Source organism: Seonamhaeicola sp. (genome assembly GCF_028281565.1).
Classification (GTDB): Bacteria; Bacteroidota; Bacteroidia; order Flavobacteriales; family Flavobacteriaceae; genus Seonamhaeicola.
The window spans coordinates 40,514-56,657 of record NZ_JANQJQ010000005.1; the positions used below are offsets into that span (position 1 = coordinate 40,514).

General features: G+C 37.4%; 15 protein-coding genes. 10 read left to right on the top strand and 5 right to left on the bottom strand.

The features are described 5' to 3' along the window. Window positions 1-24: 24 nt before the first annotated feature. The 4 genes from Q0983_RS01260 to bshA all read left to right on the top strand — a co-directional run bounded on the left by Q0983_RS01260 (window position 25) and on the right by bshA (window position 6,080). A complete protein-coding gene (locus tag Q0983_RS01260) occupies window positions 25-510 on the top strand; it encodes an ABC transporter ATPase (RefSeq protein WP_299547540.1) in 486 nt (161 codons plus the stop codon). Between the two features lie 76 nt (window positions 511-586). Further along, window positions 587-1,810 (top strand): phosphoserine phosphatase SerB, encoded by a 1,224-nt coding sequence (gene serB, locus Q0983_RS01265; RefSeq protein ID WP_299547543.1) that lies wholly within the window; start codon window positions 587-589, stop codon window positions 1,808-1,810. 130 nt (window positions 1,811-1,940) lie between these two features. Next, on the top strand, window positions 1,941-4,856 hold the full coding sequence (locus Q0983_RS01270) for a glycoside hydrolase family 3 N-terminal domain-containing protein (protein ID WP_299547546.1): 2,916 nt from the start codon (window positions 1,941-1,943) through the stop codon (window positions 4,854-4,856). An 87-nt stretch (window positions 4,857-4,943) separates the two neighbouring features. Continuing rightward, on the top strand, window positions 4,944-6,080 hold the full coding sequence (gene bshA, locus Q0983_RS01275; RefSeq protein ID WP_299547549.1) for an N-acetyl-alpha-D-glucosaminyl L-malate synthase BshA: 1,137 nt from the start codon (window positions 4,944-4,946) through the stop codon (window positions 6,078-6,080). 474 nt (window positions 6,081-6,554) lie between these two features. Here bshA and Q0983_RS01280 read toward each other — a convergent pair whose 3' ends face one another. The 5 genes from Q0983_RS01280 to Q0983_RS01300 all read right to left on the bottom strand — a co-directional run bounded on the left by Q0983_RS01280 (window position 6,555) and on the right by Q0983_RS01300 (window position 10,282). Further along, entirely contained in the window at window positions 6,555-6,926 is a 372-nt protein-coding gene (locus tag Q0983_RS01280) for a VOC family protein (protein WP_299547552.1), read from the bottom strand. Window positions 6,927-6,966: 40 nt separating this feature from the next. Further along, window positions 6,967-7,386 carry a DUF1801 domain-containing protein gene (locus Q0983_RS01285; RefSeq protein WP_299547554.1) on the bottom strand — a complete coding sequence of 140 codons (420 nt, stop codon included), beginning with the start codon at window positions 7,384-7,386 and terminating at the stop codon, window positions 6,967-6,969. 18 nt (window positions 7,387-7,404) lie between these two features. After that, the gene (locus Q0983_RS01290) at window positions 7,405-8,469 is read right to left on the bottom strand and encodes a ThuA domain-containing protein (RefSeq protein WP_299547557.1); all 1,065 of its coding nucleotides are present in this window, start codon (window positions 8,467-8,469) and stop codon (window positions 7,405-7,407) included. Window positions 8,470-8,761: 292 nt separating this feature from the next. Next, window positions 8,762-9,250: a hypothetical protein gene (locus Q0983_RS01295; RefSeq protein WP_299547560.1), complete on the bottom strand. Its 489-nt coding sequence runs from the start codon at window positions 9,248-9,250 to the stop codon at window positions 8,762-8,764. A gap of 183 nt (window positions 9,251-9,433) precedes the next feature. Continuing rightward, window positions 9,434-10,282 carry a UDP-2,3-diacylglucosamine diphosphatase gene (locus Q0983_RS01300; RefSeq protein WP_299547563.1) on the bottom strand — a complete coding sequence of 283 codons (849 nt, stop codon included), beginning with the start codon at window positions 10,280-10,282 and terminating at the stop codon, window positions 9,434-9,436. A 481-nt stretch (window positions 10,283-10,763) separates the two neighbouring features. Between Q0983_RS01300 and aroC the strand changes: the two genes are divergently transcribed. From aroC to Q0983_RS01330, 6 genes are all read left to right on the top strand, one after another. Continuing rightward, window positions 10,764-11,825, top strand: a complete 1,062-nt coding sequence (aroC, locus tag Q0983_RS01305; protein WP_299547566.1) for a chorismate synthase — start codon at window positions 10,764-10,766, stop codon at window positions 11,823-11,825. A gap of 154 nt (window positions 11,826-11,979) precedes the next feature. Continuing rightward, a complete protein-coding gene (locus tag Q0983_RS01310; RefSeq protein WP_299547570.1) occupies window positions 11,980-12,516 on the top strand; it encodes an acyl-CoA thioesterase in 537 nt (178 codons plus the stop codon). A 72-nt stretch (window positions 12,517-12,588) separates the two neighbouring features. After that, window positions 12,589-13,626, top strand: coding sequence for a glutathione synthase (gshB, locus tag Q0983_RS01315; protein ID WP_299547573.1), 1,038 nt, complete (start codon window positions 12,589-12,591; stop codon window positions 13,624-13,626). Window positions 13,627-13,639: 13 nt separating this feature from the next. Then, window positions 13,640-14,149, top strand: coding sequence for a hypothetical protein (locus tag Q0983_RS01320; RefSeq protein ID WP_299547576.1), 510 nt, complete (start codon window positions 13,640-13,642; stop codon window positions 14,147-14,149). Between the two features lie 11 nt (window positions 14,150-14,160). Beyond that, window positions 14,161-15,321, top strand: coding sequence for a sulfurtransferase (locus Q0983_RS01325; protein WP_299547579.1), 1,161 nt, complete (start codon window positions 14,161-14,163; stop codon window positions 15,319-15,321). Next, window positions 15,314-16,144 (top strand): N-formylglutamate amidohydrolase, encoded by an 831-nt coding sequence (locus Q0983_RS01330; RefSeq protein WP_299547582.1) that lies wholly within the window; start codon window positions 15,314-15,316, stop codon window positions 16,142-16,144. The genes Q0983_RS01325 and Q0983_RS01330 overlap by 8 nt, the downstream gene beginning before the upstream one ends.

Here is a 16,144-nt window from a genome sequence, read left to right on the forward strand (position 1 = left end):
ATCGTAAATCGTATACAGAGTATCATGCTAGTAGATTTTAATACATTACCCGAAGAAGCAAGAGTTTGGATCTATCAGGCTAACCGTTCGTTTACAGACGAGGAAATAGCTGAAATAGAATCCAAATTGGATACGTTTATTGAAAACTGGACGGCTCATGGTGGCGATTTACATTCAGGTTACCTGATTAAGTATAAGCGGTTTATCGTAATAGGGCTCAATCAAAGTTTAAATGCTGCCACCGGATGTTCCATTGATGCGTCGGTGCATTTTATTCAACAATTGGAGAAAGCGTACAATGTAGATCTGATGGATAAAATGAATGTATCTTACAAGCAGGGTGAATATATTGCTTATAAATCCTTAGCAGATTTCAAAAAAATGGCTAAGGATCGCGCTGTTTCTAAAAACACCATAGTCTTTAATAATCTGGTCACCAATATTGCCGAATTTAATGAGAACTGGGAGGTTCCTGCAAGCGAAAGCTGGCATAGTAGATTTCTTAATTGATCATAATTCATTTTTAACTTTCATATCTCAAATAGATTATTGATTTTTACACTTTTCAAATAGCAAACCTTAAAGTATGGCTAAAGAAATTTTCTTATTAAACATTTCTGGGCAGGATAAACCCGGGTTAACTTCTGCATTAACCTCCGTATTAGCTGAATACGGTGCCAAAGTGTTGGATATTGGACAAGCAAACATTCATGATACACTATCGTTAGGGATCATGTTTGAAATTGAATCAGGGAAAAAACAGTCAGCCGTATTAAAGGATTTATTGTTTAAAGCTTATGAATTAGGGATCACGGCTAAGTTTACACCCATTTCACTTACTGATTATGAAGACTGGGTAAACCTTCAGGGAAAGAACAGATACATTGTTACCATTTTAGGGGAGAAACTGGCCGCTGAGCAAATATCGGAAGTCACAAAAATCATTTCTGATAAGAACTTAAATATTGATTCTATTAAACGCCTTACAGGGCGTTTATCGTTGGTTAAAAAAGAAGAATACCCCAGAGCATCTATTCAATTATCAATTAGGGGTAGAATAAATAATAAGGCGGAATTCACCGAGAAATTCATGCAAATTTCACAGGACCTGGATGTGGATATTGCATTCCAGGAAGACAATATTTTCAGGCGTAACAGACGTTTGGTTTGTTTTGATATGGATTCCACCCTTATCCAAACCGAGGTTATTGATGAACTGGCAGAATTAGCCGGGGTAGGAGACGAAGTAAAAGCCATTACGGAATCGGCCATGCAGGGCGAGATTGATTTCAACGAAAGTTTTGAGAAACGTATGAAGCTTTTAAAAGGCTTAAGCGAAGATGTGTTGTATAATGTGGCGGTTAACCTTCCAATTACCAAAGGAGCCAGAAGACTTATTGACACACTTAAAAGCTACGGATTTAAAACTGCTATTTTATCTGGTGGGTTTACCTATTTCGGGCACTATTTACAAAAGGAATTGGGGATTGACTACGTATATGCCAACCAGTTGGAAATTAAAGATGGTGCTTTAACGGGTAATTACCTTGGAGACATTGTGAATGGAGAGAAAAAGGCAGAATACCTCAGGGAAATTGCCATAAAGGAAGGTATTGATATCAGCCAGACCATTGCCGTAGGTGATGGTGCCAACGACTTACCAATGCTTAATCTGGCAGGATTGGGAATTGCATTTCACGCAAAACCAACGGTAAAGGATAATGCGCAAAACTCTATTTCAAGTATTGGATTAGATGGCGTGTTGTATTTGTTGGGGTATCATGACCGGCATATTGATTTAATTGAATAGTTTACTGTTTCAGTTAATTTCTTCTTTATAAATCTATCTTAAAGTCTTTTTATCTTGTTGCTAAAAATAGTATTTTGGCATGGTTATTAGTATTAATACAATTAATATTAATAGGCTTAATACATTGCTTATGCGTCAAATCTTATTTACTCTCTTTTCTCTCGTCATTTTTCAGACTTTACAAAGTCAAACAAATACTAATCCTTTACTTTCGGAAGATATTGAAGCCCAAAAAAAGTGGGTTGACAGTGTCTATGCCTCCATGAGTTTAAAAGAAAAAGTGGGGCAATTGTATATGGTTCAGGTGATGTCTAACCAGGATGCAGATAAAAAAAATGACATTATTAAACTGATTCGGGAGCATCATATTGGAGGGATCATATATTCAAAAGGAGGCCCTGTAAGGCAGGCTAAATTAAATAACGAATTACAGTCTATTTCAAAAATACCCATGCTCATTGGTATGGATGCCGAATGGGGTTTAAGCATGCGATTGGATTCCACCTATGCTTTCCCCTGGAATATGACACTTGGGGCCATAAAGGACCGTGCATTGATTGAAAAAACCGGCAAACATATCGGTGAGCATTGCAAACGCATAGGCGTGCATTTTAATTTTGCACCTGTTGCCGATATTAATACGAATCCTAAGAACCCTATTATTGGTAACCGCTCATTTGGTGAAAGCAGAGATAATGTTACCGAAAAAGCGCTGGCTTTTATGAAAGGTATGCAAGGTGCAGGCGTATTAGCAAATGCCAAGCATTTTCCAGGCCATGGTGATACAGAGCAAGATTCTCATGAAACCCTGCCAACTGTTAGTTTTGATGAAAAACGTTTAGATTCCGTGGAATTGTATCCCTATAAAAAGCTTATTAAAAAAGGGCTTTCCAGTGTTATGGTAGCCCATTTAAATGTGCCGAGTTTAGAAAGCCGTTCCGGGTATCCTTCTTCACTGTCAAAAAATGTCATTACTAATATCCTGAAGGATTCTTTAGGGTTTCAAGGTCTCATTTTTACCGATGCTTTAACCATGAAAGGTGTTGCGGATTTTGATTTAACCGGTGATATTGATTTAGCGGCTTTTAAAGCAGGAAATGATGTCATGCTTATGTCCGAGGATGTAGAAATTGGCATATTAAAAATTGTGAGAGCCTATAACACTGGGGAGATTACAGAAGCGCGATTAGAACATTCGGTTAAAAAGATCCTTCAAGCAAAATATAAAGTTGGGTTGCATAATTACGAGCCTGTAGGGGTATACAATTTGACTAATGATCTGAACAGGTTGGAAGATGATATTCTATACGAAGAGCTTATTGAAAATGCCATTACAGTGGTTAAAAACAAAGGGGATTTATTACCACTTACACGATTGGAAACCAAGACCATTGCCTATGTACAAATGGGTGACGATGATGGTTCCGTTTTTCTAAACGAGTTAAAAAAGTACACCAAGGTACATCATGTAAAGGCTAAAATGCTCGATGATTTAATGGGCAAATTACAAGCTTACAATACGGTTGTGATAGGATTGCACCGGTCTAATGCAAATCCCTGGAAGTCCTATAAATTCACTGAAAAAGAGCTGGGTTGGTTACAGGAAATTGCCAGAACGCATGATGTTATTCTGGATATTTTTGTAAAACCATATGCTTTAATGGATTTAAAGAACATTGAAAACATTGAAAGTATTGTGGTTAGCTATCAAAATAGTGAGTTGGCCCAACAAAAATCGGCTCAGATTATTTTTGGTGCTTTAGGGGCTAAAGGAAGCTTGCCGGTTTCAACAGGGAAGTTTTTTAAGGTTGGGGAAGGTATTAAATACAGCACTATTAAACGACTGGGGTATACCGTTCCGGAACGTGTTGGTATGAATTCGCTTAAATTAAAAAAAGTGGATTCAGTGGCCCAAATGGCCGTGGATTCTATGATGACTCCGGGTATTCAATTACTGATTGCCAAAAATGGAAACGTTGTTTACAATAAAAACTTCGGAAAACATACATACAAAGGAAAAACAAAAGTGAAGTCCGATGATATTTATGATGTGGCTTCATTAACTAAGATCCTGGCCACATTGCCACTTTTAATGGAATTAGAAGAGCAGGGCCTGGTGTCGTTAAACAGTAAAATTTCCGAGATTTTACCGGAATATAAGGATACTAATAAAGAAGATATTACCGTTAAAAAAATGCTGTCACATTATGCCAAATTACGGCCGTGGGAGCCGTTTTATTATCATACCTTAGATTCGGTCACAAAAAAGCCCAGTGAAAAATATTATCGCACTAAGAAAAGTGAAAACTTTAATATTGAAGTCACCAGAAACCTTTATTTAAGGTCTGATTACCAGGATTCTATTCAAAAAATAATTAAAGAATCTGAATTGTTGGAGCGGTTGAAATATCGGTATAGCGACTTTCCTTATTACATTTTAAAGAAATTTATTGAAACCCATTACGACAAAGGTTTAGACGATCTGGTGCAAGAGCATTTTTACCAGTCTTTAGGGGCTAATAATACCTTGTATAATCCGTATTATAAGATAAGTAACAAGAAAATTGTACCAACCGAAATTGATGACTATTACAGGCACCAAAAAATTCATGGTTTTGTACATGATATGGGTGCTGCCATGCAAAATGGTGTAGGAGGTCATGCCGGGGTGTTTAGTAATGCTAACGACGTAGCTAAAATTATGCAGATGTATCTGCAAAGAGGGTTTTACGGAGGAAAACGCTATTTAAAACCGGAAACCATTGATAAGTTTAATACTTGTTATTTTTGTGAGAAAGACAACAGAAGAGGGGTAGGGTTTGATAAACCACAGTTAGATGAGGAAGGGCCTACTTGTGGTTGTGTATCTATGACCAGTTTTGGACATTCGGGTTTTACCGGAACCTATGCGTGGGCAGACCCTGGAGAAGACTTAGTATATGTGTTTTTGGCTAACAGGACTTATCCGAGAGCGGGGAAAAACCTGTTGTTAAGAGAAAATATCAGAACGGAAATACAACGCTTTATATACGAGGCTATAGAATAATAATGAAGTACTTAATAGTTAAAAGTATTTTAAAGTTACGGTAAAACTTTAAGTACTTTTTTACTTTAGGCACTTAAAACTTAAAGTATGAACATAGGAATTGTTTGTTATCCTACATTTGGTGGTAGTGGCGTTGTGGCTACAGAGCTTGGTTTGGAACTTTCTAAACGTGGCCATGAGATTCATTTCATCACATATCGGCAACCGGTGCGTTTGGAATTGATAAGTAACAATGTGCATTATCACGAGGTGAATGTACCGGAATATCCGCTGTTTCATTATCAGCCTTATGAGTTGGCATTATCAAGCAAATTGGTTGATATGGTGAAACTTCATAACATTGAAATTTTACATGTACATTATGCTATTCCACATGCTTATGCGGCTTATATGGCAAAAAAGATGTTGATGGAAGAGGGGATCCATGTACCTATTGTTACTACCCTTCACGGGACCGATATTACTTTAGTGGGGAGCCATCCGTTCTATAAACCGGCTGTCACATTCAGTATTAATAAATCGGATGCCGTAACTGCAGTTTCTAAAAGCTTGAAAGATGATACTTTACGTTTATTTAATGTAAAGAATGAGATACACGTAGTTCCTAATTTTATCGATTTAGATAAATATAATTATCAGTTTACGGATTGTCAACGGGGTATGATGGCAGAAGATAATGAAAAGATCATCACCCACATCAGTAATTTAAGGCCTGTAAAACGGGTTCAGGATGTTATAAGTGTATTTTATAATGTTCAAAAAGAAATGCCTGCTAAATTGATGTTCATTGGTGAGGGACCTGAAAAAGAAAATGTGGAGAAACGTTGTATAGAATTGGGGATTATAGATAAGGTCATTTTCTTTGGAAGAAGTAATGAAATTGATAAGATCCTTTGCTTCAGTGATTTATTCTTGTTACCATCACGTACCGAAAGTTTTGGTCTGGCTGCTCTGGAAGCCATGGCATCCCGTGTGCCGGTGATTTCCAGTAATACAGGCGGGATTCCGGAAGTCAATGTTCACGGTTATTCCGGCTTTTTAAGTCATGTAGGCGATGTGGAGGATATGACCAAAAATGCCCTTCATATTTTAAGTGATGCCAAAAGATTGAAAGCTTTTAAAGATAACGCGAGGGAACAATCTTTAAAGTTTGACCTACATGAAATAGTACCACAATACGAAGCCATTTACGAAGATACGTTGACCAAGTGTTTGGTGTTGTAAATTTTGGGTATGAAGTGCGAAGTATGAAGCTTGAAGTTAGTAGTTAACAGTCTCAGTATTCAGTCGCAGTTTGTATTTTGGAATTTTTTTATTTAGAGATATTAGACCAAAGACCAAAGACCAAAGACCAAAGAAGGAAGCTGGAAGTTAGAGTTTGTGATTTGGAATTTATTCAGCTTGGTGTCTTAGCGTCTCTGCGAGGTCCTTCAGTATTCAGTAAGCAGTTGGCAGTATACAGTCCCGGTGTTCAATGTCGGTAAATAGAATTTAGAATTTGTGATTTGAAATTTATTCAGCTTGGTGCCTTGGCTTCTTTGCGAGGCCCTTCAGTATTCAGTGAGCAGTCTCAGTATTCAATCCCAGTCCCGATACTTAGTTTCAGTTTACATTTTGGAGTTTATTTTATTTAGAGATATTAGACCGAAGGCCGAAGACGGAAGCTAGAAGTTGGAATTTGTGATTTGGAATTTATAATCAAACGTGTTGATCTATCAGAACAGCATTTCCATCCGGGTCTAAAACAACAAAACTTGCCGGCCCTTTTGTGGATTCATCTGCCTCATGTTCCATTGTGATGTTGTTAGCTTTTAAGTGTTTTTGAATAGCTCTCACATCATCAAAAGCTTCCAAAGTATTCGCATTTTCATCCCAGCCCGGATTAAAGGTTAAAATGTTGTTCTCAAACATGCCTTGGAACAAACCGATAAGGGCGTTCTCATTTTTCATGATGAGATAGTTTCTTTCAATGTCACCTGCAAATACTTTAAAACCCAGGGTTTCGTAAAATTCTTTTGATTTATGAATGTCTTTAACAGCAAGACTAATGGAAAATGCACCTAGTTTCATCTGTTTAATTTTTTTCGCGTTTTTATAAATATACTAAAATTTATATCCCAAGCGTTGGCAAGTGTTTCACTTTGTGATAGGTCAAAGCTGCTTTTATACAATGCTTTAAAGCTTCCTTTGGGAGGTCGTCATCCAATTTAAAAATGATGGCGCGTTTACCTTCAAATTCAAACATGTTTTTAAAAATGCTTCTGAAGGTTGGAACCAATCTGCTGGTACATTGAAAATACATGGCATATTGATCGGGTGATTTTGGCTTCCAGTCCATCCTTAAAGTACTTCCTTGTTTGGTAACATAACTCGGTTCACCCCATTTTAATGTTTCTTCCAGGGTATTTAACCCTTCAGTTACTTTAGCAGTTTCAATAATCAACGCTCTAAGCACCAGCATCTGTTTTTTTACAGAATCGGGGTAGTTATTAAAAACGGTTTCTACTTTTGGGTCTGTTGTTATTCTCAAAGCATTCGTTTAAATATCCTAATGCGTCTCTTTTAAACGCCACTTTCTGGAGCTCGTACTATCCGCACCCGGGAAATCTTTAGGGATCTCCTGAGTGACGTTTCCGGTAGCGGCCCATTCGGCACCCCGTTGGAAGGTGGTCATAAAACCAACGCATTCCATAGAATAATCCATATGCCCCATAGCAGAATGGAAGGCGCGCCCTTTACCATAATTTACAACCAAAAGCATAGGCTCATGGCGTCCGGTGCCTTTAACATCTTTATTCCAGGGTGGTGCATTCCCTTCAACATCGGAATATGCCGTAGCCAGTATGGTCATTTGGTCTCCAGGGCCTCTCATACGGTCATAGAGCTCATCTTTTGCGTGAAGCCAAACATCAGGCAGCCCTTTCATTATAGGATGATCTGCAGCCCTTGTTTTAATTTGAAATTCATATTGTGCACCATGCGAAGCGCAAATGCCTTCCGAGGGGTCGTGTTCAATTTCATTGTTGTTGTTATAAAAAATATATGGTCCCGAGGTGGCATCTCTACCGCCCCAGGCGCCCAAACCAATCATTTTGTTGTATTCATCCCAATCGCCCCAGGCATTATTAGCGGCATGAACCACAACCAAGCCGCCTCCATTTTTCATATAATTTTCAAAATTGGTTTTTGTGGCATCCGGCCAGTGTGACGATTTCCAGCCTAAATTGGATATAACCACATCATACTTTTCAAAGTTAGGTCTGAAGTTAGGATCAACCTTAGGTGTATCAACCGCAATTCGCTCCATACCATCATTAAGCGGATACATGGTTAACAGTTCATTGATGTCATTTACACCTTCTATGTCATTGTAGTGAGGCCCTATCCAGGTATAGGCCTTTCTGTTTATATCCACCTCAAATAAACCGGTTTCTTCTAAATAGCTCTTCATCATAAACGTAGTTTTGGGCCATACGCCATGGTTGTTTTCGCCATCAAGGATAAGTGCTTTTAACTTAGGTTTGGTTACCTGGTCATCCGGGTTTGTTTTGCTCTTGCATCCTACAAAAATCAGCCCCAGTAATAGAAAGTAAAGTGTGTAAATGAATTTCATTCCGGTTTAGTTTAAGATAATTTATGTTGAAAGATAAAAAATTAAAAGCTTGAAAGGGTTTAAAATCTTTCACACAGATAATTTGTACAACAAAAAAAGCGCCTTTATCGGGCGCTTTTTAGAATTATATACATTTAAAACGGGTTGTTCGTTAATATATTTGATAAATTGTCACTCTGAACTCGTTTCAGAGTCTCTTTATCCGATTTATAAATTATTAAGATGCTGAAACAAGTTCAGCATGACAAACCTTATTTTTTATGTTACTTTATGGATATTGAAGAATATGAGTTTAAAATTGATAACGAATACCTAAAGCAATATCGAAATCTAAATCATTGTTATCCCAGGTGTCGTCTCCAAAACCTATTTCAGGCCTGAAGTCTAATGATAGTAATAACGGAATTTCAAAAGCATATTCAATACCAATGTCGCCTGCTGCAAAAATAAACGTATCGGTAACATCATTACCAGGCGTATTAACACTATATGAGGCAATACCACCACCGGCACCAACATACCAGTTAAAACTTCCATCTAAAGGCATAACCCATTGGTACAAACCGGCCAATTTAAAACCGTCGTAGTTATTGCCATCTCTCCAGCCCAGGTCTAATTCTAGACGATTGTCTTCGCTTAATTTTTTCTGATAAGAGATTTCCGCACCTAATCCATCACTATCACCTAAACGTAAACCAATGGCATTATTTGCTATGTTTTGTGCATTTGTAGTTAATGCAAACCCTATTAAAGCAAATGATAATAAAAATAATTTTTTCATAAAGATTAATTTTTGTTGTTAAATGTTGGACACTATTATTTAAATACGTCACAAATTATATTTCAGATTAGTTCAACAAAAATAACGCCAAAAAAGTATTTATATTTAACTTCTTGAAGTAATTATTTTGAAAATAATTTAACAATTTGTCTATGAGATTCTTAAGGAGGTTTTAAGCATGGCTTAATCTCCCTTTTTTTCGTGCTTTTCCACAATAGTAATGGCAGCGATTAAGTCTTTAACTTCAAGGTCTTCCATGGCTTCATCAACGTAAAAAGGTGCTAGTTTATCCTTACTGTAGTTGTATATTTTCCAACGTTTAAACTGGTATTCCAAAGCAGTGAAGTTTTCAACCCAATCCCCGGAATTTAGGTACATGGTTTTGCCATGCCTGTTTTCTTTGTATTCCATTTTAGGTTGGTGTATATGTCCGCAAACAACATAATCATAACCATTTTCAATGGCCAGGTCCGAGATAACCGTTTCGTAATCGTTTATAAATTTAACAGCCTTTTTTACGCTGTTTTTTATCCTTTTGGAAAGTGAATAACGTTCTTTCCCTCGTTTTTCCAAATACCAGTTGACAAGGCGGTTTAATAAAATAAGCAGGTCATAGCCGTAACCTCCGAGTTTAGCAAGCCATTTGGCTTGTTGTATGGAAACGTCAAATACATCCCCGTGAAAGAACCATCCTTTTTTCCCGTCAAGATCTAAAACAAGCTTGTCAACTATTGAGATATTACCAATGTTGGTACCACTGAATTTGCGCAGCATTTCATCATGATTTCCGGTGATATAAAATATTTCCACACCATCAGAAGCCATATCCATGATCTTTTTAATAACTTTTAAGTGCGATTTGGGGAAATAACGCTTACTAAATTGCCAAACATCAATAATATCACCATTTAGTATTAACCTCTTGGGTTCAATACTATTTAAATAAGTGAGTAAATGTTTTGCATGACAACCGTAAGTACCCAGGTGAACATCAGATATTACGGCTATTTCTATTTTTCTTTTTATTTTCAATTTAGGGGAGGCTTGGTTTTATGCAAATAACCACTTTTACTATTATGTAAAGTTTATCTTATAATTATCTAAATATGAGTATATTGTTAAGCAAATGTTACGCTTTTGCTTGATTTTACTGAGTTTGGCGCAATGTCATCTGCTTAATTTTTTTTGATTTCTCAATTTTCAAAAAAAATTAATACATTCAGTAACGCTCATCAATTTTAATCATTCCATCTAAATGAATTTGTAATGATGAAAATTGATGTTCGTTTGATTTTTGTTTCTCTGAGAATAGATTTACTCGAAAAGAATTCCCCGAATGCTTGCATCGGGGTTTCCGTTGAAACTGTCATTCCCGTATAAACGGGAATCTAAATAAAAGAATTTCCGTTTTTGGACCTAAGGTCAAAATGAAAACAGTGAAATATCTTTTTGGCTTGTCCTGAAGATAGTTGGTTTCAAGAAATTCTTTTATTTTAGCACAAAATTTTTTGACATGGCAGGAAATTCCTTTGGAAAACTATTTAATTTAACGACTTACGGAGAGTCTCACGGAACCGCTTTAGGTGGTGTTATAGATGGATGCCCTCCCGGATTGGAATTGGATTTTGAAGCGATCCAACACGAATTAGATAGACGCAGGCCGGGGCAATCTGCTATTGTTACACAACGTAAAGAACCGGATACGGTTAAATTTCACTCCGGTATTTTTGAAGGTAAAACTACCGGGACACCTATAGGATTTGTCATAGAAAATACCAATCAGAAATCTCACGATTATTCTCATATAAAGGACAGTTACCGCCCAAGCCATGCTGACTATACTTATGATAAAAAATACGGCATTAGAGATTATAGGGGAGGCGGACGCAGTTCGGCACGTGAAACATCCTGTAGGGTAGTGGCGGGAGCTATTGCCAAGCAATTGCTTAAGAATATAGACATTACGGCTTATGTTTCCAGTGTAGGGACCATGAAACTGGATAAACCATATACTGAATTGGATCTGTCTAAAGCTGAAACAAATATAGTGCGTTGTCCGGATGAGGCTATGGCTTCTCAGATGGAAAACTACATTAAAGAGGTCCGCAGTAAAGGCGATACCGTTGGAGGTGTAGTAAGTTGTGTGATCAAAAATGTACCGGCAGGCCTGGGAGAACCGGTGTTTGATAAACTCCATGCCGAATTGGGTAAAGCCATGCTATCCATTAATGCGGTAAAGGGCTTTGAATATGGCAGCGGATTTCACGGAAGTACCATGTATGGCAGCGACCATAATGATGCATTTAACAATGACGGCTCTACAAAGACCAATTATTCTGGCGGTATTCAAGGCGGTATAAGTAACGGTATGGACATCTATTTTAATGTGGCGTTCAAGCCGGTGGCTACCCTTATCCAGAAATATGAAACCATTGATAAAGCCGGTAATACTGTGCAAATGCAAGGTAAAGGGCGTCATGATCCTTGTGTGGTGCCTCGTGCGGTACCCATTGTAGAGGCTATGGCGGCTTTGGTGTTGGCAGACTTCTATTTGATCAATAAAATATATCATTAATAGTTGGTTCCAAGATTAAATCGGGAGTGTCCCAACTTACTTCAATTTAGTATATAATTCTAAGGTGTTTATGAGTACCTCAGACACGATGTCTCTGGTAACTTATGTGTTTTAAGTATATAAATGTTTATATTTATTTGCTAATCAACCAACCATGCTATATTACTGGCTACACCTCATTTTCGTTTTTATCGGTTCAAAACTTTTTTGGAAAAAAGTCGATTTAGCGGCCAATCTTTCCAGAACCAGACGTGTCAGTATTTTAGATTGTGAGGCATTTCGTTTTATGGCTAATTCCAAGTATTTCTACTACATGGATTTAATCCGGTTTGAAATTATGTTCCGTACCAATTTATATAAGAATTCAGTTAATAAAGGTAAGTTTCCTGTTCTGGGCTCTCAAAAAATAATTTACAAAAAACCACTTAAGCGCTGGACGAAGTTTACAATTACCCTGATCTTAGAAGGCTGGGACGATAATTGGGTATACCATCGTCAGGTTTTTACCAGGCATGATGAGATTTATGCCATTGGGTTTACTAAAGTTGGATTTTGGAAAAAGAATAAGATTCAACCTATCAGGCCCATTATTTTTGAAAGTGGTATAGAACCAGTTGATGTACCGGTATCATCAGAAGTTTTAAGCATGTTTGATAACGATTACAACATTCTTAAGCGCACTAAAAAATAACGCTATGACCTTTACACTAATCAAAAAAATAGTTACTTTTAACTTACATAACCACTTAAAAATTCAACATACATGAATGTTTGTTTTTTAATGTATCCCTGGGAAAATATTGACCCGGATAATGATACTACCCTGGCGCTTATAAAAGAATGTGTAAAGCGCAAGCATGGGGTTGCCATGTGTATTCCGGCAGATTTAACTATCAGAAATAGTGTTACTACGGCTAATTGTTCGGTAATTAACCGTATGGAAAAAACACCTGCTTCCTTAAAATCGTTTTATAACAAGGTAACGTTGCGTAAGGAAATGCTGCCGTTAGCAGGGTTTGATGTGATCTTCTTCAGGGCCAATCCGCCGTTAGACCCTATCATGCTTAACTTTTTAGATTCTGTAAAAGATGATGTGTTTATTATGAATTCTTTGGAAGGGATGCGGGAAGCTAATAACAAACTATATACCGCAGCATTTGGAGATGCACATAGTAACATTATTCCGGCTACACACGTATCAAAAAGTAAAAACTATTTGATCAGGCAGATCAAGGAATCAAAATCGGATAAGATGATCTTGAAACCACTTAACGGATTTGGAGGTTCGGGGGTTATTCTTATAGAAAAATCGGCGATGAGTAATATCCAGTCTTTACTGGATTTTTATATTACCAATAGAGACGGGTCTTCAAATTATGTGATTCTTCAGGATTATATTGAAGGGGCCGATAAAGGCGATGTTCGGATTTTAATATTGAATGGCGAACCGGTTGGAGCTATGAAGCGCGTTCCGGGAAGTGATGATCACAGATCCAATGTATCGGCGGGAGGAAGTGTGCAAAAGCATAGTTTAACAAGGGAAGAAAAAGCGCTTTGTAAACAAATAGGACCAAAACTGGTGAATGACGGACTTTATTTTGTGGGTATTGATGTTATTGGAGGAAAATTAGTTGAGGTAAATGTCATGTCCCCCGGTGGCATTACCTATATTAATAAAGTATATAAGTTAAAAATCAAAATAGAAGAGAAAGTCATTGATTTTCTCGAGATGAAAGTGCTTGATAAGCTTCAGGCTTTTGACCGACGTCAAAGATTAAGAAAAGCAGTAGAGGATGCGTAAAATTTAATAAAGAATGATGAAAAAATTATTGCTGTTATTAGTTTGTGTAAACGTATTTTTATTTTCATGCCAGGAGAAAGCCAGTTCACCCAAATCTGAATTATTGGAAATTATAAAAAAACTAAGAACTGATGAAGACCATGAGTTTCTGATGACTTTAAGGCCAACAGATTCTGATTTATATGAAATTTTCAGGGATAGTATGTATACCGAAAGAGCAATTGAGTATTCAAATAAGGTATGGAATGGGATTGATAAGATTCCTGCTAATGCTTTAGGGCCAGTGAATGAAGATGATATTCCTGTTGCGGTATCAGCAACTCAGGATCAGCTTTTGGAGTGGTCACAAACCGATTTATCTATGGATTACATCATGCTATGTGAATTTTTAAAAGCAGATGTGGTTATTTATGGGATGCAATATGTAGATAAGAAAGGTATGGGAACCAAATCCAGAGGCGCCTTTTTTAGAGTTGATGAAAAATGGATTTTTGTTCCTCAGTTGTTTAGGGCGTTTCTTTAGAAAATAAAATAATGGCTCAAGTTTCATTAGATAAACCTATAGTATCAGTAGATTGGCTTCATAAGAACTTAGAGGCCGAAAATCTTGTGGTTTTAGATGGTACCATCAGCAAGTCTTTTGACGCGGGGCTACAACAAATTCCAAACGCACGGTTTTTTGATATAAAAAATAAGTTCAGTGATACTTCCGGGGCGTTTCCAAATACATTTCCATCAGTGGCACAATTTCAGAGTGAAGCCAGGGACTTAGGCATCAATAATGATAGCTATATTGTGGTTTATGATGATAAAGGTCTTTATTCCAGTGCTCGTGTTTGGTGGTTGTTCAAAGCTTTTGGGTATGATAATGTAGCGGTTTTAGATGGTGGCTTTCCGGAATGGTTGCAAGCAGGCTATCCAACCGAACCCATGACTGCTTACCAGGGAGATAAAGGCAATTTTAAAGCCGATATTCAGCAGGAATACATGAGGTTTTATGAAGACCTGAAAGAAGCTTCCAAAGCTAAAACCCATGCCATTGTTGATGCACGCTCTGGTGAACGATTCCATGGCAAGGTTCCGGAGCCCAGAGCAGGATTAAGAAGCGGCAACATTCCAAATTCGGTGAATTTACCTTATACGGAATTGTTGGAAAACGGCTTGCTAAAGCATGAAGGTGACCTTCAAGTGATTTTTTCAAATACTCTTACTACCAAATCCGATCCCGTAATTTTTTCATGTGGTTCGGGTATCACGGCCTGTATTTTAGCTTTGGGAGCTGAGATTTCAGGCTATAACAATATAGCGGTCTACGACGGTTCATGGACCGAATGGGGAACCTTAGATCCGGGTACCATGGAAGATCCGGATGAATGGACTAAAGATCAATTGTTAGCTTACATCTTGATTTACGTGTCAAATTCAGATTTAAAAGAATCCTGGAAGGAGCGTGAATACATTCTAAGCAGAGTTGATAAAAAGGTGTATCAGCAGATGCATGACCGGTTTGATGCCGATAGTGATTATCAGAGTATTCAAAATATTATTAAAGCGGTTAGAGCACACGATTATTACAGGAACGATTTTGCAGATTTGTTTGCAGATATTAAACTCATGGCCTTTGCCGACGGCAGTTTGCACCAAATGGAGCAAATGGTCTATAGTCAATTACGTAAGATCTTAATAGATGGATAGATTAACCCTTACCCAGATCATTTCTAAAATTGAAAACGAAGAAACTTTTGAGGCTGTATCATTGGATTACAGTTTTACTATTAAGATTGATACGTACGTGCCTTATGCCTGTGCTGCCATCCATAACGGCCACCAGTTTAGAAAAGAATTATGGGACAATTGCTTGCATACTGAGTTTGAGCGATGGTACGAAGAAGACCCGGAAACCAAAACGATGGTAGCTTCACATCCTATTGTTATTGCCGGTTGTGATTCCCGTTTTGAATATGATCTAAACCGTTCACCGGAAGAAGCGGTTTTTGTTACTGCCTGGGGCAAACAATTATGGGAGGCACCCCTTTCCGAAGCCATGAAAAGTAAAAGCCTTCAAAAACATATCAATTTTTATAAAGTGACGCATACTTTAATTGAAACCTTAGAACGAAAATTTGGATTCTGTACGGTTTATGATATGCATAGTTATAACTGGCAGCGTTGGGATAGGGAAGTGCCTACGTGGAATTTAGGAACCAGCAATTTGGATAACAAGAGGTTTGGAAAAGTGATAGAAGACTGGCGACAAAGCTTATCAGAGATCAGGCTTCCTAATGGTATAAAATCGACTTCAAAAGTCAATGATACTTTTTTCGGAAATGGCTTTTTTTTAAAATATATCACAAAGAATTTTAAAAATACCTTAGTTTTGGCAACTGAAATAGCTAAAGTGTATTGTGACGAATACGAACAGGTTATCTTTCCCGAAGTGGTTAACGCTGTTGAACAGGAATTGAAAACCCGTATACCTAAGCACGCACTGGATGTATACAAAGCTTTTAAAGGATAG

Coding starts and splice junctions, on each gene's coding strand:
- Q0983_RS01260 (WP_299547540.1), top strand. CDS start 25: ATGCTAGTAGATTTTAATACATTACCCGAAGAAGCAAGAGTTTGGATC.
- serB (WP_299547543.1), top strand. CDS start 587: ATGGCTAAAGAAATTTTCTTATTAAACATTTCTGGGCAGGATAAACCC.
- Q0983_RS01270 (WP_299547546.1), top strand. CDS start 1,941: ATGCGTCAAATCTTATTTACTCTCTTTTCTCTCGTCATTTTTCAGACT.
- bshA (WP_299547549.1), top strand. CDS start 4,944: ATGAACATAGGAATTGTTTGTTATCCTACATTTGGTGGTAGTGGCGTT.
- Q0983_RS01280 (WP_299547552.1), bottom strand. CDS start 6,926: ATGAAACTAGGTGCATTTTCCATTAGTCTTGCTGTTAAAGACATTCAT.
- Q0983_RS01290 (WP_299547557.1), bottom strand. CDS start 8,469: ATGAAATTCATTTACACACTTTACTTTCTATTACTGGGGCTGATTTTT.
- Q0983_RS01295 (WP_299547560.1), bottom strand. CDS start 9,250: ATGAAAAAATTATTTTTATTATCATTTGCTTTAATAGGGTTTGCATTA.
- aroC (WP_299547566.1), top strand. CDS start 10,764: ATGGCAGGAAATTCCTTTGGAAAACTATTTAATTTAACGACTTACGGA.
- Q0983_RS01310 (WP_299547570.1), top strand. CDS start 11,980: ATGCTATATTACTGGCTACACCTCATTTTCGTTTTTATCGGTTCAAAA.
- gshB (WP_299547573.1), top strand. CDS start 12,589: ATGAATGTTTGTTTTTTAATGTATCCCTGGGAAAATATTGACCCGGAT.
- Q0983_RS01320 (WP_299547576.1), top strand. CDS start 13,640: ATGATGAAAAAATTATTGCTGTTATTAGTTTGTGTAAACGTATTTTTA.
- Q0983_RS01325 (WP_299547579.1), top strand. CDS start 14,161: ATGGCTCAAGTTTCATTAGATAAACCTATAGTATCAGTAGATTGGCTT.
- Q0983_RS01330 (WP_299547582.1), top strand. CDS start 15,314: ATGGATAGATTAACCCTTACCCAGATCATTTCTAAAATTGAAAACGAA.